Raw genomic sequence first — 19,745 nt, 5'->3', positions numbered from 1 at the left:
GTGTCTCTTGGGGCTCAGGCGAACTGCTTGGCGAAGGTCTTGAGCGCGTCGACGACCTTGGCCTTGGTGTCGTCTTCGAACTTGCCGGTGGTGCGGATGGTTTCCAGCACGTCGGCGTGTTCGGCACGCATGAAGCTCAGCATCTGGGCTTCGTAGTCGGTGACGCGGTCGACCGGCACTTCGTCGATATAGCCATTGGTGCCGGCGAAGATCGACACGGTCTGCTCTTCGAACGGCATCGGCGAGAACTGCGGCTGCTTCAAGAGCTCGGTCAGGCGCGCACCGCGGTTCAGCAGCTTCTGCGTCGCGGCGTCGAGGTCCGAGCCGAACTGCGCGAACGCAGCCATCTCGCGGTACTGCGCGAGGTCGAGTTTCATCGAGCCCGAGACCTTCTTCATCGCCTTGGTCTGGGCGGCACCGCCCACACGGCTGACCGAGAGACCGACGTTAATCGCCGGACGGATGCCCTGGTAGAACAGGTCGGTTTCGAGGAAGATCTGGCCGTCGGTGATCGAGATCACGTTGGTCGGGATATAGGCCGACACGTCGCCCGCCTGCGTTTCGATGATCGGCAGCGCGGTCAGCGAACCGCCGCCATTGTCGCCATTCATCTTCGCCGCGCGCTCAAGCAGGCGGCTGTGGAGGTAGAAGACGTCGCCCGGATAGGCTTCGCGGCCCGGCGGGCGGCGCAGCAGCAGCGACATCTGGCGATAGGCGACGGCCTGCTTCGAAAGGTCGTCGTAGACGATCACGGCGTGCATGCCGTTGTCGCGGAAGAATTCGCCCATCGCGCAGCCGGTATAGGGCGCGAGGTACTGCAGCGGGGCGGGCTCCGACGCGGTCGCGGCGACCACGATCGAATATTCCATCGCGCCGTTTTCTTCGAGCTGCTTGACGATCTGCGCAACGGTCGAGCGCTTCTGACCGACGGCGACATAGATGCAGTAGAGCTTCTTGCTCTCATCGTCCGACGCATTGACTTCCTTCTGGTTGATGAAGGTGTCGATGGCGACGGCCGACTTGCCGGTCTGGCGGTCGCCGATGATCAGTTCGCGCTGGCCGCGACCGACGGGGACGAGCGCGTCGATGGCCTTGAGGCCCGACTGCACCGGCTCGGAAACCGATTCACGCGGGATGATGCCCGGCGCCTTCACTTCGACGCGGCGACGCTCGGTCGATTCGATCGGGCCCTTGCCGTCGATCGGATTGCCGAGAGCGTCGACGACGCGGCCGAGCAGGCCCTTGCCCACGGGGACGTCGACGATGGTATTGGTGCGCTTGACGCTGTCGCCTTCGCCGATTTCCTGGTCCGAACCGAAGATAACGGCACCGACATTGTCGGCTTCCAGGTTCAGCGCCATGCCCTGAACGCCGTTGGCGAATTCGATCATTTCGCCCGCCTGGACGTTGTCGAGGCCGTGGATGCGGGCAATACCGTCACCCACCGACAGCACGGTGCCCACTTCGCTCACTTCGGCTTCGGTACCGAAATTGGCGATCTGGTCCTTGATGACCTTGGAGATTTCTGCGGCGCGGATATCCATGATGTGTGTCCTTTAAGCCTTCATGGCCTGGGATAGCGAATTGAGACGGGTGCGGATCGATGCGTCGATGCGCTTCGAACCGATGGTGACGACGAGGCCGCCGAGCAGATCGGGGTCGACCTTCGTGGAAAGCTTGACCGTGCGGCCTTCGCGGGCCGTCAGCTTGGCCTTGAGATCGGTGAGCTGGGCGTCGGTCAGCGCATGCGCGCTGGTCACTTCGGCGGTGACTTCGCCGCGCTGGGCGGCGGCGATCGCGCGGAAGGCGCGAATCACGGCCGGCAATTGCGACAGGCGGCGGTTCTGCGCCAGCACGCCGAGGAAGTTCTGCGTCAGCTCCGATACGCCGAGAATGGCGGACACGCGCGACAATGCCTTCTGCGCGTCGCCACGCGATATCTTGGGATTGGTGGTAACGGCGGCGAATTCGTCCGATTCGTCGAGCGCAGCCTCGACCTTCTCGAGGTCCGATTCGACCGCGGTAACGGTTCCGTTTTCGCTCGCGAGATCGAACAGGGCGGAAGCGTAACGCCCTGCCAGGCTAGCCTGAATACCGGCGGAAATATCCACGCGCTTGAGGTCCTCTCGGGTCCGGAAGAAAAATCTGTGCGATCCATGCCGCGTGCGGGCGGACAAGAGTCGCCCCGGCAAGGTCGGCGCGCGCCTAGCAAAGCCCCCCCGCAATGGCAAGCCGAGTCCGGACAGGGAATCTGGACTCCGCTCCACTCTCGCGTAGAATGCGTGGCATAAAGCAACCAATCGCGCGGGAGAGAGGCGATGGAGATGGTGCCGCTGGCCCCCAAATGCGGGGTCGAGATTACCGGGATAAGCCTGGCCGAAGCGGAGGGCGACACGCTCGACGCGATCAAGCAGGCGATCTACACCCACGGCGTCGCGCTGTTTCGCGGGCAAGGGGACTTCACACCCGAGGCCCATATCGCCTTTGCCAGGCGCTGGGGCGGGATCGACATCAACAATTACTTCCCGTTGACCGACGAGCATCGCGAGATCGCGGTGGTACGGAAGCGCGCCGATCAGGTCACCAATATCGGCGGCGGGTGGCATACCGATCATTCCTACGACCAGGTACCCGCGATGGGCTCGATCCTTGTCGCGCGCACATTGCCACCCACGGGCGGGGACACTTTATGGGCGCATATGGGCGAGGCCTACGACGCGCTGCCCGACGATCTCAAGAAAGAGATCGAGGGGCTGGAAGCCTATCACACTGCCGACCATATCTACGACGAAGGCGGGCTCTACGCGAAAACCGACATGGGCGGCGATCTGCGGGGAAAGGCGCTCAAGACCGGCGCTACGCACCCCATCGTGATCCGCCACCCGCAGACCGGGCGCAAGCTGCTCTATGTCAACAGCGCCTTCACCGTGAACATCGTCGGCCGCACGCGCGAGGAGAGCCTGCCGCTGCTGCAGCAGCTCTATGCCGCTGCAACTGCGGCAGACAACACCTGCCGCGTGGCGTGGGAACCGGGTTCGGTGGCGATCTGGGATAATCGCACGACCTGGCACCTGGCGATGAACGACTACCAGGGCCACGCCCGCGAAATGCACCGCATCACGCTGACCGGCGAAACGCTGGCGGCGTAGTCTGTCGGACCATCGCTCCGCTACTTGATGCCGTTTCTTTTCGGCCCGTCGCTGCGTTGTTCGATGTCGATCAGCCTAGTGTGCGCGCGGCCCAGATGATCGGCGAAAGCGCAAGGAAGGCGAAGCCCACCGCCACCACTGACCAGCGCTTGGCGAAGATCATCGCGATGAACAGCAGCCCGAACATCGTGTCGGGCCCGGCGCGCAGAAAGACGTCGCTGGCAGTATCGGAGGTCGTGAAAACGTGGCCTAGATAGCCGATATGGATCGACCAGAAATATAGGCTGGCGAGCAGCCACTGGTACCGGCGGTTGCGTTGATAGTAGTCGGCCAGATCGACACCTTCCTCGCCCACCTTGTCGGGCAGCGATACGGCGGCTAGCAGCACCAGCATGACCAGCTGGAACATGACCGGCAGGAACTGCGCGAAGGTGATTTGTCCGTCGGGTTGCGAGGCCGCGCCCCACCAATAGGCGATGATGCTGAGCAGAATGAACAGCGCGAAGGCAGGCTGTGCCCAGTGCCAAGTCACCTTGTCGGAGCGCAATACGCGGTTGAGGTTTTCAAGCTCGAACGCCACCGCTACGCCGAGCACGATCGAAGCGAAGACGAGGGCCTGCTCCATCAGTCGCTGCCCGTCCGCGCGCTACATTCATAGACCAGCCGCTCGTTGGCCTGGCGTGGCAATTGTCCGAGGACTTCGCCTTGCAACTCGCCAAGCCGGGCGGCTGCATCCGTGGTGCCGCATTGGGGCGCTTCGTATTTGCCGCGGGCCTCGCGCGCCTCGATCATCGCGCTGCGCGGGAGCAGGAAGCGCTCGACCCGGAAGATCCGCCGGTCGGGATCGAAGCTGTTGACCGAAACCGCATCTTCGGAATTGGGCACGAACACGCGGCTCCAGGTTCCTCCGGCAAAACCGTATTGCGTGCGTTCGTTGATGCAGCCATCGGGGGTCCAGTCGAACGCGAGATCCTCCGCCTTGGCGTTGGTGATGCGGCTGCGTTCGGGGATCAGCGTGCATTGCAGCGCGAGTTCGCTCGGCTCACCGGGATCGGCGACATCGGGCATTTCGTCGTCTTCCTGCATGGCGGCGGCCACACGGCGGTCGATTTCATCGAGACCGGGACGGGTGAGATAGGCGGCGAGCGCGGCCAGCACGACGACGATGGTTGCGCCGCCTGCGATCCGCAGCCGCGTATCGTCGCGCTCCTCTTCCGGCTGCCGCCACAGCGAAAGCGCCCACTGGCCAAGGCCGAAGGCGACCAGCAGCAAGACGAAGGCGAGAAAAACACGATCCTCGCGTTCGAGAATGACGCCCTGTTCGGCCTCGAGCAGCGCGCGTTCCCGCTTTGCGCGCTGCGCTGCCGAGCGTTCGGCCAGATCGGCGCGCGCGGCTATCTGCTCGCGCTGGAGCCGCTCTCGCTCGGCCTCGTCGAGGTCGGCCATCGAGCGGCATACCGAACTGTTGACGCGGGGCTCGACATCGTTGGCGCGCAGGAACGGCAGCAGCTCGCGGTTCGACACCGCAAAGAAAAATTCGGCATCGCCGCCGTCATTGTCCGCGCCGAAACTGTTTACCCCGACCACTCGACCGCAGGGATCGAGCAGCGGGCCACCCGAACTGCCGCGCGCGATGGGGGCGGTGTGAAGAATGGTGTCGAATTGGCGGCTGGGGCGCGTGCCCGATACGAAGCCGCGGCTCTTGACCGGCGGCTGGCTGCGAAAGATGTCGCTGAAAGCGAGCCCCTGCGCGCGGTCGACATTCATCGGGTAGCCGACGCTGGTCACTTCGCCGCTGTCGGGAGGCACGCCGCCTACCAGGGCCAGCGGGGGCAGGCGCAGCTCGCCGGTAATGCGGATCAAGGCGAGATCGTTACGCGGACTCACGGCGACCGGCTGGCCATAGACCGCTTCGCCTCCACCGCTGGGGATGATGCCGATTCTGAGCTCGTCGTCGCGCAGCGCGTCGCGTAGCACATGCGCATTGGTCACCACCTGGTCGCCCGCGACCGCGAATCCCGTGCCATGGCTGATCGGGATCAGCTCGCCGCTTTCCTCGCCGATGATGACCACGCGCACCACGCCGCGCGCGGCGGCATCGATATCGGCCGGTTCGGCCTGCGCCAGCGTGGGCGTCAGCAGCGCGAGCATGACGGCGAGGAGTGCAGGAAGGCGTCCCATCGGGGCCGTCTTGTGACGATCATTGGCTTTGATCGCAAGCCGCGGGATGAAAGCTTGCCGAGACGGGCGCAAAAGAGGGCCACATACGCTATGGAGGCAATCGTGAGCATCACCGAAGACACTGCATGGGCCGCCGTTCTGCGCCGCGACCGCGCTTTCGACGGGCGTTTCGTCACCGGCGTCATGACTACGGGCATCTATTGCCGCCCGTCCTGCGCCGCGCGGCACCCCGCGCGGGGCAATGTGCGCTTCTTCGCCGATGGCGCGGCTGCGCGCGCGGCCGGCCTGCGCGCCTGCAAGCGCTGCCGGCCCGACGACGTGGGGCGCGACGAGGCGGCTGTGCTCGCCGCGATCGACGAGATCAGGCAGGCGGAGGACGCACCGACGCTCGGCACGCTGGCACAGCTCACCGGTTATTCGCCGAGCCATTTCCAGCGCGTCTTCAAGCGCGCCATCGGCCTCTCGCCCGCCGCCTATGCCCGCGCGCTGCGCGAGGAGAGGGCGCGCGATGCGCTGTCGCAGGGCGACAGCGTGACCGGCGCGATTTACGAGGCGGGCTATGGCTCGGCCTCGCGTTTTTACGACGGCACGAAGGGACGATTGGGAATGACGCCGAGCGACTGGCGCGATGGGGGCAGAGGCCGCACCATCCATTGGACTCTCGTCGATACGACGCTTGGCACCATGCTGGTTGCCGCCACGGAAAAGGGCGTGTGTTGCCTGTCTTTCAACGAGGGCGAGAAAGACTTGCGCGCGCGTTTCCCCAATGCCGAGCTGGTGGAAGGCGGCGGGGAATTCCGCGCGCTGTTCGAACAGGTGACCGCAGCCGTCGAACAGCCGGTCGATGCCACCACGGCCGAGATCCCGCTCGATGTGAAAGGCACCGCCTTCCAGCAGCGTGTGTGGGAGGCCCTGCGCGCCATTCCGGCTGGCGAGACACGCAGCTACGGAGAGCTGGCCGCCGCGTTGGGCAATCCCAAGGCGAGCCGCGCGGTCGGCGGCGCAAATGGGGCGAACAACATTGCGGTCCTCATCCCGTGCCACCGCGTGATTGCCGCCGATGGAGGGCTGGGCGGCTACGCCTACGGCACCGAAATCAAAGCGGAATTGTTGAGGCGCGAGCAGGGTTCGACCAAGAGCGGAAGGTAGTATCGGGCGGAGTTCGGTATTGATTGACAGCGCGTTAAGGCTCTTGGCCTATGCTGGCGGCCGCACCTGGGGCTGAATCATTCGACTGTAGGGACGGGATATTGAGAATCGCAATCGTTTCGCTGGTCGCGATCGCGGTCGGACTTGCCGCGATCCTGGCGGCCCTGCTCGTCCATCCCTATTACGCGCACCGGCTGGCCGATATGGTCGGTTCCGACCACCGTGGCTATCGTTCGATAGTGCATTCCGACACGATGCAGTCGGTCAATGCGGCTCGCCTGAGCCAGGGAGAGGAAACCGCGCTTGCCTTCTTCGGTGCGAGCACGATCGAAAGGCTGGATATCCGTCGCTTCGGATCGACTGCGGTAAACCTCGCCTATGGCGGTTGGACTTCGCGCGATGTGCTACAATACGCTCGCGGCAATGCGGCCTTCGCCGAAACACGAACCGTGGTGGTGCTGGCCGGCTTCAACGATCTCGCGGCGGGCCGATCGCCTCGGGAAATAGCGGATGACATTGCGGCCCTGCTTGCGTTGCGCCTGCCGTCCAAGCCGGTGCTGCTGGTGGGTGTCCTGCCGGTCAATCCCGCGAATCTCGGCACGGCGTCCGTCTCCAACGAGGCGATCGAAACGCTCAACGACTATCTCGAGGCGACCTGCCGTGAGGCAGCCAATTGTCGGTTTGTCGATCCGGCGAAGGGGCCTCATGCCTTTTCCGCACCGCTGCCCGCTTCGCTCGATTCCGGAGACGGGATTCATCTCAATGGCGCCGGCAACCGGCAACTGGCCGATCTTGTCGAGATGTATCTGGATCAGAGCGCCCGGACGCGCGACGATGGCTGAAACTCCCGCCGCGGCGCCGCGGCTCTATTATGGCGACCTCGATGTCGCGCGCGGAATCCTCATGGCACTGGGCGTGTTCCTGCACAGTGCCGTTCTCTTCAGCACCGATGTCTTCGCGAACTACGGTGCCGATTCCAACCCCGGACCCTATCGCTTCCTGGTCGATGCGATCCACCTGTTCCGGATGCCCGCGTTCTTCGCAGTTTCCGGCTTTTTCTGCGCCATGTCACTGCGCCGCCAAAGCGTGACCGCGTTTCTCAGGCTCAAGAGCCGGAGGATAATCGTTCCGCTGCTCAGCGTGCTGCTGACGTTCAACATGATCGAACTGTGGCTGAGGCAGGCAGCCAGATCGGAGCCGGAGATCCACGCCGGCGCGGCCTTCCGATTTCCGTTGGATCCGACGCTGTTCGGCGAGCTGTTGCTGCACCTGTGGTTTCTTGTCGTTGTCTTCATCTATTTCCTCCTTGCCATGCTCGTAGCGGCTTTGGTTGCGGCGGTCGGAGAGCGCCGCCACAAGATTGCGCGGGGGGCTTTCGCCAGGATCGAGCGCATGCCGAACGTGGCGATCGGCGTCTGGTTCTTGGTTGCAATCGCGCTTGCCTATGCCCCCCATGCTGCGGGAAGCCTGGGGCCGGAACTGATCTATCCGCAATGGGTGTTCGGTATCGCGCCGTTCACGATCCTCTACTATGCACCCTTCTTCGCATTCGGCGCTGCGCTGCACTTCATGCCGCAACTCACCGAACGCTGGCGGCAATTCAGTCTTCCCAAACTGCTCGGCTTTTCGGCAGCGATCGTGTTGGTCCCGGCCGTGTCGGCGAGTGGCTGGTTCGGCGAGACCGCGATGGTTGCCGTTTCGGCGATCGGCGCGTGGATTTGCGTATTGAGCATCTTCGGCCTGTTCAACGCGGCCATGCGGCTGGTGGGAGATCGGTCGCGCGCCTTCGCGGAGCCTGCCTATACGATCTACCTCCTGCACCACATTCTCGTGTTTCTCATCGGTTGGCTATTGCTTTCCCAGGGCATCGATGGGGCACTGGCCTTCGGCCTGATTGTGGCGATCACGCTCGGCCTGACTCTGACAACTCATTATGCCGTCGTTCGCAAGTCGGCTGCCATGCGCTTGCTGCTCAACGGGAAGTAGGAAACCGGGCGGATCAAGGCCCGCCCCGCCGAACTGTCGACCGGGATCGCTTCGAGTGCCGCGAGCGGGGCATTCGATCGCGCTCTATCGACCTTGCCGCGGAAATCGGATGACAGCCCAACCTTCGGTTCTTTCCGGGAAAAGCGCGGACGATTTGCCAGTCGCGCAGGCTGAGCCTAGATCAAGGCATGCAATTCTCGATCGTTTTCGCGATTTCATGGGTTCTGATCCTCGCTGTGGGCGGCGGGCTGCTCACGAAAACCGGCTCATGGTATCGAAATCTCGAGAAGCCTTCCTGGCAGCCTCCCGACTGGCTGTTCGGCCCGGCCTGGACCGTGATACTGGGGCTGGCGGGCTGGGCCTTCGTGCTGAGCTGGGACGGCGCCGCCAGCGGCGACGAGCGAACGCTGCTGATCGGCCTCTACCTCGCCAACGGCCTGTTCCATTTCCTGTGGTCGCCGCTGTTCTTTACCGCGAAGCGACCCGACTGGGCTCTGCTAGAGGTGCCGTTCCTGTGGCTGTCGGTACTCGCGCTATGCGTTTTTCTGAGGGACTGGTCGGTACTCGCGAGCTGGTTGATCGTGCCCTATCTCGCGTGGGTCAGTTTCGCATCGATCCTGAACTGGAAGATCGTCCGGCTGAACGGCCCGTTTCCCAAGCCGGCCGGCTGAACGGCCCTGCCGTCAGGGGCCAAAGAAAAGGGGCGAGCGACCAATGCCGCCCGCCCCGCCGAGTTTGCGTTGCATTCGGCCCTAAAGCCCGCTGGCCATCCCGTCGACGCTCTTGCTGACGAGGATGTTGACCGCCACGCGGCGGTTCTGCGCCTTGCCCTGCTCGGTCGAATTGTCGGCTGCCGGATCGGCCTCGGCCATGCCGGTCGGGACCATCATGCGATAGGGCTTCCAGCCACACTCCTGCTGGAGGAAGTTGACCACGCGCGTCGCGCGCTTCTCGCTCAGCTCCTGGTTGTATTCGTAATCGCCAACGGAGTCGGTGTAGCCGACCACCAGCAGCAGCGCATTGTCGGTCGCCTGCGCCTGCTGGGCAGTGCGGCACAACTCGTAACGCGCTTCCTGCGAGAGGTTGTAGCGGGCGGTGTCGAAATAGACGTTGGTCGTGCCCTTGATATTGTATTCGTCGATATTGGCGACGCGGCCGCGCAGCGCTTCGGTCGCAGCCTCGTTGGCGGCGAAACGCTGGTCGGTGCCGGCGTGGATCATGCGCGCGGTCTTGAGGTCGCGCGACTTCACGGCGACTTTGGTGGCGATCAGGCCGCGATCCGCCCACTGGACGGTTTCGACATCGACCGGCAGGCCGTTCAGCAGGTCGGCTTCGCTGAGCGCATCCTTGTCGAGGCCGAGAAAGCCGCCGCTGCTGCGGATTTCGGTGGCTGGGCTGATCGTGATCACGGTCCGCGTGCCGTCCATGCCGGTGACCTGGATCCGGTTATCCTTGCGCGCCGAAATGACGCCTTCGAATTCGGGGCCTTCGGGCAGTTCCGATAGATCGCCCGGCATGGTGCCGGTGACCGTGATGTCGTTTGCCTGCGCTTCGTAGCCCGATTGCGCATCGAGCTCCTGCGCAGTCGCCGGGGCGGCCAGCAGGCCGATCGCTGCAAGCGCGGCTGCGCTGGTGGAAATCTTGTTCATCTGCATACTCCTGAAATCTGGTGTGCCGCTTCGCGGCAGCCGGAGCCGGGCCGACCCGACCGGGCGTAGACGGAAGTCAGAGTTCCCTTCGTCCTCGTGTTGTAATCGCGCGGCGGGATTGCCGCAGGTGCGCGCCGGGTGTTCGCCGAGACCTGTCGGCCCGATGAACAATTGCGGCGAAATCGTGGCATTGTTGGGTGGCGCGGGTAGTCGCTGCGACGAACCGTTGCAATCGCTCAGTCGGCGCGGGCCCATCCGGCGGATGCTGGCGTGAGCGAGTCGAGGAAGGCATCTGCGCTGTCGAGATATGCCTGCTTGCGGTCCTCGTCCATCCGGTCCCAGGTCGAATAGATCCGCCCGATGCGCGGGTTCTTCTCCAGCCGTTCGCGGTGGCGGTCCATGAAATGCCAATAGAGCGGGTTGAAGGGACAGGCGCCTTCGCCGGTCTTCTTGTTGGGTGAATAGGTGCAATCCGCGCAGTAATTGCTCATCTTGTTGATGTAGTTGCCGCTTGCCGCATAGGGCTTGCTGGCCAGCTTGCCGCCATCGGCATAAAGGATCATCGCGGCGACATTGGGCAGTTCGACCCATTCGTAGGCGTCGGCATAGACAACGAGATACCAGTCCTGCACCTCGCGTGGATCGATGCCAGCGAGCAGCGCGAAATTGCCCAGCACCATCAGCCGCTGGATATGGTGTGCGTGGGCGTTGTCGCGCGTGGTGCGGATGCAGTCGGCAAGACAGGCCATGTCGGTCTCGCCGGTCCAGTAGAATTCGGGCAGACCGCGCTGCGCGTTCAGGGCGTTGGCCTTCTGCAGATGCGGCATCTGATGCCAGTAGAAGCCGCGCACATATTCGCGCCAGCCGATGATCTGGCGGATGAAACCCTCGACCGAATTGAGCGGCGCACTGCCGTCTTGGTAGGCTTTCTCGGCGCGCCGGCACAGCTCGAGCGGGTCGAGCAGGCCGAGATTGATGCTGGTCGAGAGCATCGAATGGAACAGATCGTCCTCGCCCGCGACCATCGCGTCCTGATAGGGGCCGAAGCATTCGATCCGTTCGGCGAAGAAGGCATCGGCGGCTTCCTCTGCCTCGGCGCGCGTAACGGGCCACTGGAATGTCTCTAGACTGCCGAAATGGTCGCCGAACCGGTCCTCGACCAGATCGATCACTTCCTGCGTGATGTCGTCAGCGTCGAACTTGGGGCGTTCGGGCGCCGATAGGCCTTTCTTGGGCGGTTTGCGGTTCTCGCTGTCGTAATTCCACTCGCCGCCTTCGGGCTTGCCGTCGTCGTCGACAAGCAGACCGGTCTTGCGCCGCATCTCGCGATAGAAGAACTCCATGCGGAGCTCTGTGCGATCCTCTGCCCATTTGTCGAACTCGGCCTGGCTACAGATGAACCGGTCGTCGCGCAGGATTTCGATCTCGCAGGCGAACTTGTCCGCCCACTGGTCCATCGCCTCGCGCACGCGCCATTCGCCCGCCTCGACCACGCTGACGAGGCGCGGGGAGTGCTGCTCGATCGCGCGCGCCACCTCGCCGGTGAAGCTGCCCGCATTGTCCTCATCGTCGAGCTTGATGTAATCGACCGTCCACCCCGCATCGCGCAATTCTTCGGCGAAGTGGCGCATGGCGGAAAAGACCAGCGCTATCTTCTGCTTGTGGTGCCTGACGTAGGTCGCCTCGTCCCACACCTCCATCATCAGGATGATTGTATCATCCTTGGTGCGCCCGCGGATCGAGGCGAGGTCGCGGGTCAGCTGGTCGCCGAGGATGGGGACGAGTACGGGATTGTCGCTGGGGCCGGGCATTGCGTTTTCAATGCCCGGCCCGCGCGATCGTGCCTCACAGCTTGGCGATTTCTTCCTTGGCGGCTGCCAGGCCGGCCTCGATCGCCTCCGGACCGTAGCCTGCCTTCTCGACGCGCACGAACTGGAGGTCGTCCACGCCGACGAAGCCGAAGAAGGTCGTCAGCAGGCTCTCCTGATTCTCGGCCATCTGGTCGTTCGAATATTCGCCGCCACGCGCCGAAGCGACCACGACCTTGCGCCCGCCGGCCAGACCCTCGGGGCCGTTCTCGGAATATTTGAAGGTCACGCCAGGCACGCCCAGCCGGTCGAGCCAGGCCTTGAGCTGCGAGGCAATCGAGAAATTGTACATTGGCGCGCCCACGATCACGATGTCGCTGGCAAGGAATTCGTCGAGTACCGCGCGCTCGCCGGGATAGGCGGCGGCAACGGCTTCCTCGTGCGTTTCCGGCGGCGTGCGGATCGCGCTGGTGGTGATCGGGTCGATATGCGGCAGCGGCTCGGCCACCAGGTCGCGTGTCACCACCTTGGCATCGGGGTGCAGGTTGGTGAAATGGGCGAGCAGCTCGTCGGTCAGCTTGCGGCTGATCGATTGATCGCCCGTGGTCGAACTGTCGATACGAAGGATTTGCACGTGGGAAACTCCATAGTTACTATCGATAACCTGGAGGCCATATGGAAACTGCACCCCAAGTTGCGCAAGAAGGCACTTTGCCGTCAGATAGGGACACCGGTGTTACTCTCGAAGTGCACGACGCACCGCAGTGCAGCGCGGTCAATGACATCCTCGCGCGGGTGGGCGACAAATGGTCGGTGCGGGTGGTAATGGCGCTTGAAGGCGGATCGCGCCGGTTCAATCAATTGCGGCGCGAGATTTCCGGTATTTCGCAGCGCATGCTGACCCGCACGCTGCGCGGTCTCGAACGTGACGGCCTGGTCAGCCGGACGGTGACGCCCAGCGTCCCGCCGCGAGTCGACTATGCCCTTACGGCGCTCGGTAGATCCCTGTGCGATCCCGTGGCGCGGCTGGGCAATTGGGCGATCGCGAACATCGACAAGGTCGAAGCGGCGCGTGCCACGTTCGACGGCGAAACGGACCAGGCGCGCTAGACGAAACTGTAGGGATCGATGTCCACCGCCACGCGCACGCCGGGCGGGTGGTCGACCGCGCCGAGCCAGCGGCGGATGACGTCCTGTAATTGTACGCTGCGCCGGGCATTGATGAGGAAGCGATAACGATAGCGGCCGCGCAGCAGCGCCATCGGCGCAGGCGCTGGGCCGAGGATCAGGCAGTCGGCCACCTCTGGCCGGAACGCGCCGAGGCGATTGGCGGCCTCGCGTGCTTCGGCATCGTCCTCGGAGCTGATGATGATCGAGGCCCAGCGGCCGAAGGGCGGGGCACCTGCCTCGCGGCGCATTTCGGTTTCGGCGGAATAGAAGGCGTCGCGGTCCCCGGCAGCAAGCGCGGCGATCACGGGCGCTTCGGGATGGCGCGTCTGGATCAGCACCTCGCCCGGTTTCGAACCGCGCCCCGCGCGCCCGGCAACCTGCGCCACCTGCTGATAGGTCCGCTCGCCCGCCCGCAGATCCCCGCCTTCGAGCCCCAAGTCCGCATCGACCACGCCGACCAGCGTCAGCTCGGGAAAATGGAATCCCTTGGTGACCAATTGCGTGCCCACGATCACGTCCACCTCGCGCGCCTCGACCGCTGCGATGAATTCGGCGGCACGGCCGGGGGAATTGAGCGTGTCCGAAGTCGCCACGAACACCCGCGCCTGCGGCAATCGCTCGGCCACCTCGTCGGCGATGCGCTCGACGCCCGGCCCACAGGCGACCAGGCAATCGGGCTCGCCGCATTCGGTGCAGGCTTGCGGGGCAGGGGCCTCGTGGCCGCAATGGTGGCAGGCGAGGCGTTGGGTAAAGCGGTGTTCGACCAGCCAGGCGCTGCAATTGGGGCACTGGTAGCGAAAGCCGCAATTGCGGCACAGGGTCAGCGGCGCATAGCCGCGACGGTTGAGGAACAGCAGCGACTGCTCGCCGCGCTCGAGCCGTTCCTCGATCCCGTCGACCAGCCGCTGGGCCAGCCACATGCCGTGCGGGGGCTTTTCCTCTGTCAGGTCGATCGTGTCGATGCTGGGTAATTGCGCTCCGCCGAAACGGCTGGGCAGGTCTACCTTGGTATAGACCCCGCTCTCGGCCATCTGCAGGCTTTCGAGCGCGGGCGTGGCGCTGGCGAGCAACACGGGCAGCTTTTCGAAATGCCCGCGCATCACCGCGACGTCGCGCGCGTTGTAGCGCACACCGTCTTCCTGCTTGAAGCTGGTCTCATGCGCCTCGTCGACCACGATCAGGCCGAGCTGCGCGAAGGGCAGGAACAGCGCCGAACGCGCGCCGACGACCACCTGCGCGCTGCCGTCCGCCACGGCACGATAGGCGCGGCGGCGCTCGGTCGATTTGAGCGAGGAATGCCACAGCACCGGGGCCGCACCGAAACGCTCCTCGAAGCGGTGGAGGAAGTTTTCGGTCAGCGCGATTTCGGGCAGCAGCACGAGCACCTGGCGGCCCATCCGCAGCGCCTCTGCCACCGGTTCGAAATAGGTTTCGGTCTTGCCCGATCCGGTCACACCATCGAGCAGGAAGGGCGCGAATTTGGCCTTGCGCACGGCGGACGAGAACACCGCCGAGGCCTCGCGTTGTTCCTCGCTCAGCTCCACCTGGGCGAAGTCCGGTCGCGCTTCGTCATAGGGGCGGTCGCAATCGACCTCCACCGGCTCGAGCACGCCCTGATTGACCAGCCCGCGCAGCACGCCTTCCGACACGCCTGCGATACCCGACAGCTCGCGGATGGTCGCCTGCTCACCCTCCAGCGCCTCCATCGCCGCTTGCCGCTGCGGAGTCATGCGTTCGGGCATGCCTCCGGTCAGCCGATATTCGGTCAACGTCGCCGGGCCCTTGAGCGCGCCGCCCGAAGACAGCGCCATGCGTGCGACGCTCGCCAGCGGGGCGACGTAATAATCGGCGGTCCATTCGATCAGGCGCCGCAGCGCTGCCGACAGCGGCGGGATGGGCAGTATCCCCCTGAGGTTGCGCAGCTTCTCCGCCGGAACCTCGGTGCCGGGCAGCCGTTCAGCCTCCCAGACGATCCCGATCACGGTGCGCGGCCCCAGAGGGCACTCGACCACCGAGCCGGGCTCGACTGCGAGCCCTTCGGGCACCTTGTAATCCAAGGGGCCGAGAGCGGCATTGAGGACGAGGCAGCGCACGCGGTTCATGGCCGGGCCATATGGGCGGCGCGATGGGCGTGAAACAAGGGTGGGATGCAAGAGGACTGACGATATGACCGATATTCTCGTGAAACCCACCGGACGGCGCGCCTTTCTAGGCGGCATGGCGGCTTCGGGCGGCCTGCTGATGCTGCCGGCCTGCTCAAGCCTTCCCGGCTTCGGCATGGTCGATGCGGTCCAGCGCATCCTCTTCCTGTCGAGCGAGCGCGCCTTTGCCCGCATGCTTCAGGGCGATGGTTTCTGGGACCAGCAGGTCGCGCAGCTTGGGCTGGGCAATCTGCTCGGCACGCGCGGCGACGTAATGACCCGCATCCTCACTTCGGCGCTGTTCAAGAGCCGCTTGGAGGACGCCTTCGCCGATATCGCCTATGAAGGCGCCGAGCGCGCGGCCCCGCTGGTGACCGAGGCCGTGCGCACCATCGGTATCCAGAACGCGATCGACCTCGTGCGCGGCGGGCCGACGGCGGCGACCGCATTCCTGCGCGGATCGATGGGCACCACGCTGGTCGAGGCCATGGTTCCCGAACTTGGCACCGCCATGCGCGTGGCGAGCGATCCGCTGGTCGGCGAGTTGCTGCGCGGTCTTACCGGCGTCGACTTGGCCAGCGCGACCACGCGTTTCGCCGGGAATATCGACGACACCATCTGGCGCGAAATCGGCGTGGAAGAGGCTGCCATCCGCCGCGACCCGCGGGCCACGCGCGATCCGCTGATCATAGGTGTGTTCGGGGCGGGCGGGCAGGTCTAGCCGCACCGCCCCTGCATCGCTAAGGCTCTGCGGGAATCGCAATTCCCCCGGAGCCCGCACTCATGAAATTCTTCGTCGACACCGCCGACATCGCCGACATCAAGGAACTGGCCGAAACCGGCCTGCTCGACGGCGTCACCACCAATCCCTCGCTGATCGCCAAGTCGGGTCGCGACTTCATGGAAGTGACCAAGGAAATCTGCGATATCGTCGATGGTCCGGTCAGCGCCGAAGTGGTCGCGCTCGATCACGAGACGATGATGAAAGAGGCCGAGGTGCTGCGCAAGATCGCGGACAATGTCTGCATCAAGGTGCCGCTGACGATCGACGGGCTGAAGACCTGCAAGAAGCTCACGGGCGACGGCACGATGGTCAATGTGACACTCTGCTTCTCTGCCAACCAGGCGCTGCTTGCGGCCAAGGCGGGGGCGACTTTCGTCTCCCCCTTCGTCGGTCGACATGACGACAACGGCTTCGACGGCATGGCGCTGATCCGCGATATCCGCCTGATCTACGACAACTATCCCGGCTTCACGACCGAGATCCTCGTCGCCAGCGTCCGCAATCCGGTGCATGTGCTCGAGAGCGCGCGGATCGGCGCCGATGTCGCGACCATGCCGCCGGGCGTCATCAAGGGGCTGTTCAAGCACGTCCTGACCGACAAGGGCATCGAGGGCTTCCTTGCCGACTGGGAAAAGACCGGGCAGAGCATACTTTAAGCATGCCTCCCAGCGCAGGCTGGGACCTCCTTCGGCTTCGCGCCAAACCGCACGAGACCCCGGCCTTCGCTGGGGATCGGGAGATAGATGACCGACCAGACTCCCCTCGACCGTTTCAAGCAGGCGCTGACCGGCGCGGCTCGCGCGCTCGCGCACGAGCCCGAGGTCGAAGTCGCCTGGAGCGCGGATGCGCCGGCGCAGAGCGGCAAGAATTTCCGCGTGCCGCTACCAGGCCGCAACCTGCCGCGCGAACAGGCGGTCGAGGCGCGCGGCTTCGCCGACAGTTTCTCGCTCCGCCTGCGCCACCATAACGAGGCGCTGCACAGCAAAGGCGCGCCGCCCGAACCGATCGCGCGCGCCTGCTACGATGCGATCGAGCAGGTTCGCTACGAGGCGATCGGGTCGAACCGCTATGCGGGGATTCGCGACAACCTCAATTCCGCGGTCGAGATGCGCACCGCCTCGGACTCGATCGTTCGCGCCGAGGACGCGAGCGATGTCCCGCTGCCCACCGCGCTGTCGCTGATGCTGCGCGAGGCGCTCACTGGCGAGGAAATTCCGGAGCGCGCCCGCGCGGGCGTCGATCTGGTGCGCGAGGACATCCTCGCCAAGATCGGCACCGACATGGATGGCCTGGCCGACGTGCTCGACGATCAGCGCGCGTTCCAGGACCTGACGCTCGATATGCTGCGCGATCTCGATCTCACCTTGCCCGACAGCCCCGAACCGACCGATGCCGAGGATGGCGAAGACGACGACGGCGAAACGCCCGAGGAGCAGGAAAGCGACGAGGAAGACGAGGGCGGTGCCGAACCCGATGCCGCCGATGCGCGCAGCGAGGTTAGCGACGGCGAGGCCGAGGGCGATGCCGACCAGGAGGTCGAAGGCGAACAGCAGATGTCCGACGGCGATCCGGCGGACGATGGCGAGGAGGGGATGCAGCCCGTCCGCCCGAACCGCCCCTGGACCGATTTCCCCGAAACCTTCGAATACACCGCCTACACGACCAAGTTCGACGAGGAGATCGAAGCGGGCGAGCTGTGCGATTTCGAAGAGCTCGAACGGTTGCGCACCTATCTCGACAGCCAGCTCGCCGGGCTCCAGGGCGTCGTCACGCGGCTTGCCAACCGGCTGCAGCGCCGCCTTATGGCGCAGCAGAACCGCAGCTGGGATTTCGACCAGGAAGAAGGCCTGCTCGATGCCGCGCGCCTGACCCGCGTGGTGGTCAGCCCCGGCCATGCCCTAAGCTACAAGATCGAGCGCGATACCGAATTCAAGGACACGGTGGTCACGCTGCTCATCGACAATTCGGGCAGCATGCGCGGGCGGCCGATCAGCATTGCCGCGATCAGCGCGGATATCCTTGCGCGTACTTTGGAGCGCTGCGGGGTGAAGACCGAAATCCTTGGTTTCACCACCCGCGCCTGGAAGGGCGGGCAGAGCCGCGAGGCCTGGCTCGCCGATGGCCGCCCGGCCAATCCGGGCCGCCTCAACGATCTGCGCCACATCCTCTACAAGAAGGCCGACGAGCCCTGGCGCCGCGCGCGCCGCAATCTGGGCCTGATGATGCGCGAGGGCCTGCTCAAGGAGAACATCGACGGCGAGGCGCTGCTATGGGCGCACGACCGCCTGCTCCGCCGCCCCGAGGATCGCCGCATCCTGATGGTGATCAGCGATGGCGCCCCGGTCGACGACAGCACGCTCAGCGTCAACCAGGCGGGCTTCCTCGAAAGCCATCTGCGCAAGGTGATCGACTGGATCGAGAAGCAGTCGCCCGTGCAATTGGCCGCGATCGGGATCGGGCATGACGTGACCCGCTATTACAAGCGCTCGGTGACGATCATGGACGTGGAGCAGCTTGGCGGGACGATCATCGAACAACTGGCCGATCTGTTCGAGGTGGAATGACGGGGTGTCGAACGCGGCATTGGACATCCGTTTGCTCGGTCCCGACGACTACGCGCTCGTAAATGCCGCGGAAGAAATCTTCGACGATCGCCCGATTGCCAAACAGACACACGCTTTTCTGAATAGCGACCGCGATTTTCTCTGGTTGGCGCTTATCGATGGGCAACCGGTGGGCTTTGCCAGTGCGACAATCGTGCTGCATCCAGACAAGTCGCCGCACCTCTTCGTCAACGAACTCGAGACGCGGGACGGCTTTCGCCGTCGCGGAATCGCCACGCGCTTGATGCGCACGGTACAGCAACACGGAAAAGCCAACGGCCTGTGGCCGATCTGGCTTGCTGCCGAAGGGGATGACGATAGGGCGATCGCCTTCTACCGCTCGCTGGGTGACATGGAGGAACGCGGCGCGGTCGTGTTCGAATGGGAGTGACAATGAACGTATCCGACGCCGTAGCCAGCCGCCGCTCCGTCCGCGCCTTCACGCGGCAGCCGGTCGAGCGTGAGGTGCTCATCCGCATCCTCGAAAAGGCGCAGCGCAGCCCTTCCGGAGGCAACACGCAGCCCTGGCACGGCATCGTCCTCACCGGCGAACCGATGCAAAAGCTGTTCGCGCGCGTCGCGCAGGATTTGCCCAAGGGGCGCGAGGCCTTCGCGCCCGAGTACCACGTCTATCCGCCCGAACTCGACGGGGCCTATGAGCAGCGTCGCCGCGGGGTGGGCGAGGACATGTATGGCGCGCTCCAGATCTCCCGCGAGGAGAAGGGCAAGCGGCTGATGTGGTTCGCCAACAACTTCCGCGCGTTCGGGGCGCCGGTGCTGATGCTGGTCCATACGCCCAAATACATGGGCCCGCCGCAGTGGAGCGATATCGGCATGTGGCTGCAGACCATCGGCCTGCTGTGCCGCGAGGAGGGGCTCGATACCTGTTTCCAGGAAGCCTGGGCGGTCTACTCGCCGCAAATCCGCGAGGTGGTCGACATCCCCGAGGATCACACGTTCTTCTGCGGCGTCGCGATCGGCTACCGCGACGAAGATGCGGCGGTGAACAATTTCGCGGTCAAGCGCGCCGCGCTGGACGAAAGCGTGCGCTGGGAAGGGTGGTAATTTCCATCGTCATCCCAGCGCAAGCCGGGATCGGGTGCAATTCCGCGCCAAACCGGCAGC

19 protein-coding genes are annotated in these 19,745 nt (G+C 64.7%); 11 read left to right on the top strand and 8 right to left on the bottom strand.

The window, feature by feature from the left end; translation table 11 throughout:
- Positions 1–14 precede the first annotated feature (14 nt).
- Both atpA and ACQY4G_RS00465 read right to left on the bottom strand, forming a co-directional pair.
- Positions 15–1,544: a F0F1 ATP synthase subunit alpha gene (gene atpA, locus ACQY4G_RS00470; RefSeq protein WP_067694625.1), complete on the bottom strand. Its 1,530-nt coding sequence runs from the start codon at positions 1,542–1,544 to the stop codon at positions 15–17.
- A 12-nt stretch (positions 1,545–1,556) separates the two neighbouring features.
- Positions 1,557–2,111, bottom strand: a complete 555-nt coding sequence (locus ACQY4G_RS00465) for a F0F1 ATP synthase subunit delta (RefSeq protein WP_067694628.1) — start codon at positions 2,109–2,111, stop codon at positions 1,557–1,559.
- 207 nt (positions 2,112–2,318) lie between these two features.
- Here ACQY4G_RS00465 and ACQY4G_RS00460 point away from each other — a divergent pair, with 207 nt between their 5' ends.
- Positions 2,319–3,149: a TauD/TfdA dioxygenase family protein gene (locus ACQY4G_RS00460; protein WP_421992248.1), complete on the top strand. Its 831-nt coding sequence runs from the start codon at positions 2,319–2,321 to the stop codon at positions 3,147–3,149.
- Between the two features lie 70 nt (positions 3,150–3,219).
- Here ACQY4G_RS00460 and ACQY4G_RS00455 read toward each other — a convergent pair whose 3' ends face one another.
- Both ACQY4G_RS00455 and ACQY4G_RS00450 read right to left on the bottom strand, forming a co-directional pair.
- Positions 3,220–3,774, bottom strand: a complete 555-nt coding sequence (locus tag ACQY4G_RS00455; RefSeq protein ID WP_067694635.1) for a hypothetical protein — start codon at positions 3,772–3,774, stop codon at positions 3,220–3,222.
- On the bottom strand, positions 3,774–5,330 hold the full coding sequence (locus ACQY4G_RS00450; RefSeq protein ID WP_421992246.1) for a S1 family peptidase: 1,557 nt from the start codon (positions 5,328–5,330) through the stop codon (positions 3,774–3,776). Before ACQY4G_RS00450 ends, ACQY4G_RS00455 begins: the two co-directional genes overlap by 1 nt.
- A 90-nt stretch (positions 5,331–5,420) precedes the next feature.
- Here ACQY4G_RS00450 and ada point away from each other — a divergent pair, with 90 nt between their 5' ends.
- From ada to ACQY4G_RS00430, 4 genes are all read left to right on the top strand, one after another.
- On the top strand, positions 5,421–6,479 hold the full coding sequence (gene ada, locus ACQY4G_RS00445; protein ID WP_421992244.1) for a bifunctional DNA-binding transcriptional regulator/O6-methylguanine-DNA methyltransferase Ada: 1,059 nt from the start codon (positions 5,421–5,423) through the stop codon (positions 6,477–6,479).
- Between the two features lie 101 nt (positions 6,480–6,580).
- Positions 6,581–7,321 carry an SGNH/GDSL hydrolase family protein gene (locus tag ACQY4G_RS00440; protein ID WP_421992242.1) on the top strand — a complete coding sequence of 247 codons (741 nt, stop codon included), beginning with the start codon at positions 6,581–6,583 and terminating at the stop codon, positions 7,319–7,321.
- Positions 7,314–8,465 carry an acyltransferase family protein gene (locus tag ACQY4G_RS00435; RefSeq protein ID WP_421992240.1) on the top strand — a complete coding sequence of 384 codons (1,152 nt, stop codon included), beginning with the start codon at positions 7,314–7,316 and terminating at the stop codon, positions 8,463–8,465. The genes ACQY4G_RS00440 and ACQY4G_RS00435 overlap by 8 nt, the downstream gene beginning before the upstream one ends.
- 188 nt (positions 8,466–8,653) lie before the next feature.
- On the top strand, positions 8,654–9,136 hold the full coding sequence (locus ACQY4G_RS00430; protein ID WP_421992238.1) for a TspO/MBR family protein: 483 nt from the start codon (positions 8,654–8,656) through the stop codon (positions 9,134–9,136).
- Between the two features lie 81 nt (positions 9,137–9,217).
- Here ACQY4G_RS00430 and ACQY4G_RS00425 read toward each other — a convergent pair whose 3' ends face one another.
- From ACQY4G_RS00425 to ACQY4G_RS00415, 3 genes are all read right to left on the bottom strand, one after another.
- Positions 9,218–10,114 (bottom strand): OmpA family protein, encoded by an 897-nt coding sequence (locus ACQY4G_RS00425; RefSeq protein WP_421992236.1) that lies wholly within the window; start codon positions 10,112–10,114, stop codon positions 9,218–9,220.
- Between the two features lie 236 nt (positions 10,115–10,350).
- Positions 10,351–11,925 carry a cryptochrome/photolyase family protein gene (locus ACQY4G_RS00420; protein WP_421992234.1) on the bottom strand — a complete coding sequence of 525 codons (1,575 nt, stop codon included), beginning with the start codon at positions 11,923–11,925 and terminating at the stop codon, positions 10,351–10,353.
- A 34-nt stretch (positions 11,926–11,959) separates the two neighbouring features.
- Positions 11,960–12,556 (bottom strand): FMN-dependent NADH-azoreductase, encoded by a 597-nt coding sequence (locus ACQY4G_RS00415; RefSeq protein ID WP_421992232.1) that lies wholly within the window; start codon positions 12,554–12,556, stop codon positions 11,960–11,962.
- Positions 12,557–12,669: 113 nt separating this feature from the next.
- Here ACQY4G_RS00415 and ACQY4G_RS00410 point away from each other — a divergent pair, with 113 nt between their 5' ends.
- A complete protein-coding gene (locus ACQY4G_RS00410; RefSeq protein WP_421992230.1) occupies positions 12,670–13,032 on the top strand; it encodes a winged helix-turn-helix transcriptional regulator in 363 nt (120 codons plus the stop codon).
- Here ACQY4G_RS00410 and ACQY4G_RS00405 read toward each other — a convergent pair.
- Positions 13,029–15,194, bottom strand: coding sequence for a primosomal protein N' (locus ACQY4G_RS00405; RefSeq protein WP_421992228.1), 2,166 nt, complete (start codon positions 15,192–15,194; stop codon positions 13,029–13,031). The two genes, ACQY4G_RS00410 and ACQY4G_RS00405, sit on opposite strands and share 4 nt — an antisense overlap.
- Positions 15,195–15,258: 64 nt before the next feature.
- Between ACQY4G_RS00405 and ACQY4G_RS00400 the strand changes: the two genes are divergently transcribed.
- The 5 genes from ACQY4G_RS00400 to ACQY4G_RS00380 all read left to right on the top strand — a co-directional run bounded on the left by ACQY4G_RS00400 (position 15,259) and on the right by ACQY4G_RS00380 (position 19,685).
- A complete protein-coding gene (locus ACQY4G_RS00400; RefSeq protein WP_421992226.1) occupies positions 15,259–15,954 on the top strand; it encodes a DUF4197 domain-containing protein in 696 nt (231 codons plus the stop codon).
- Between the two features lie 62 nt (positions 15,955–16,016).
- Complete coding sequence (gene fsa / locus ACQY4G_RS00395; protein WP_421992224.1) at positions 16,017–16,673, top strand: fructose-6-phosphate aldolase; 657 nt, start codon at positions 16,017–16,019, stop codon at positions 16,671–16,673.
- Positions 16,674–16,760: 87 nt separating this feature from the next.
- Positions 16,761–18,581: a cobaltochelatase subunit CobT gene (cobT, locus tag ACQY4G_RS00390; RefSeq protein ID WP_421992222.1), complete on the top strand. Its 1,821-nt coding sequence runs from the start codon at positions 16,761–16,763 to the stop codon at positions 18,579–18,581.
- 4 nt (positions 18,582–18,585) lie between these two features.
- Complete coding sequence (locus ACQY4G_RS00385; protein ID WP_421992220.1) at positions 18,586–19,011, top strand: GNAT family N-acetyltransferase; 426 nt, start codon at positions 18,586–18,588, stop codon at positions 19,009–19,011.
- Positions 19,012–19,013: 2 nt separating this feature from the next.
- The gene (locus ACQY4G_RS00380; protein WP_421992218.1) at positions 19,014–19,685 is read left to right on the top strand and encodes a nitroreductase; all 672 of its coding nucleotides are present in this window, start codon (positions 19,014–19,016) and stop codon (positions 19,683–19,685) included.
- Positions 19,686–19,745: the final 60 nt, after the last annotated feature.

Source organism: Qipengyuania sp., from assembly GCF_965277845.1.
GTDB lineage: Bacteria > Pseudomonadota > Alphaproteobacteria > Sphingomonadales > Sphingomonadaceae > Qipengyuania.
Note: the sequence above shows the minus strand (reverse complement) of the source record. Positions and strands in the feature narration are given on the sequence as shown.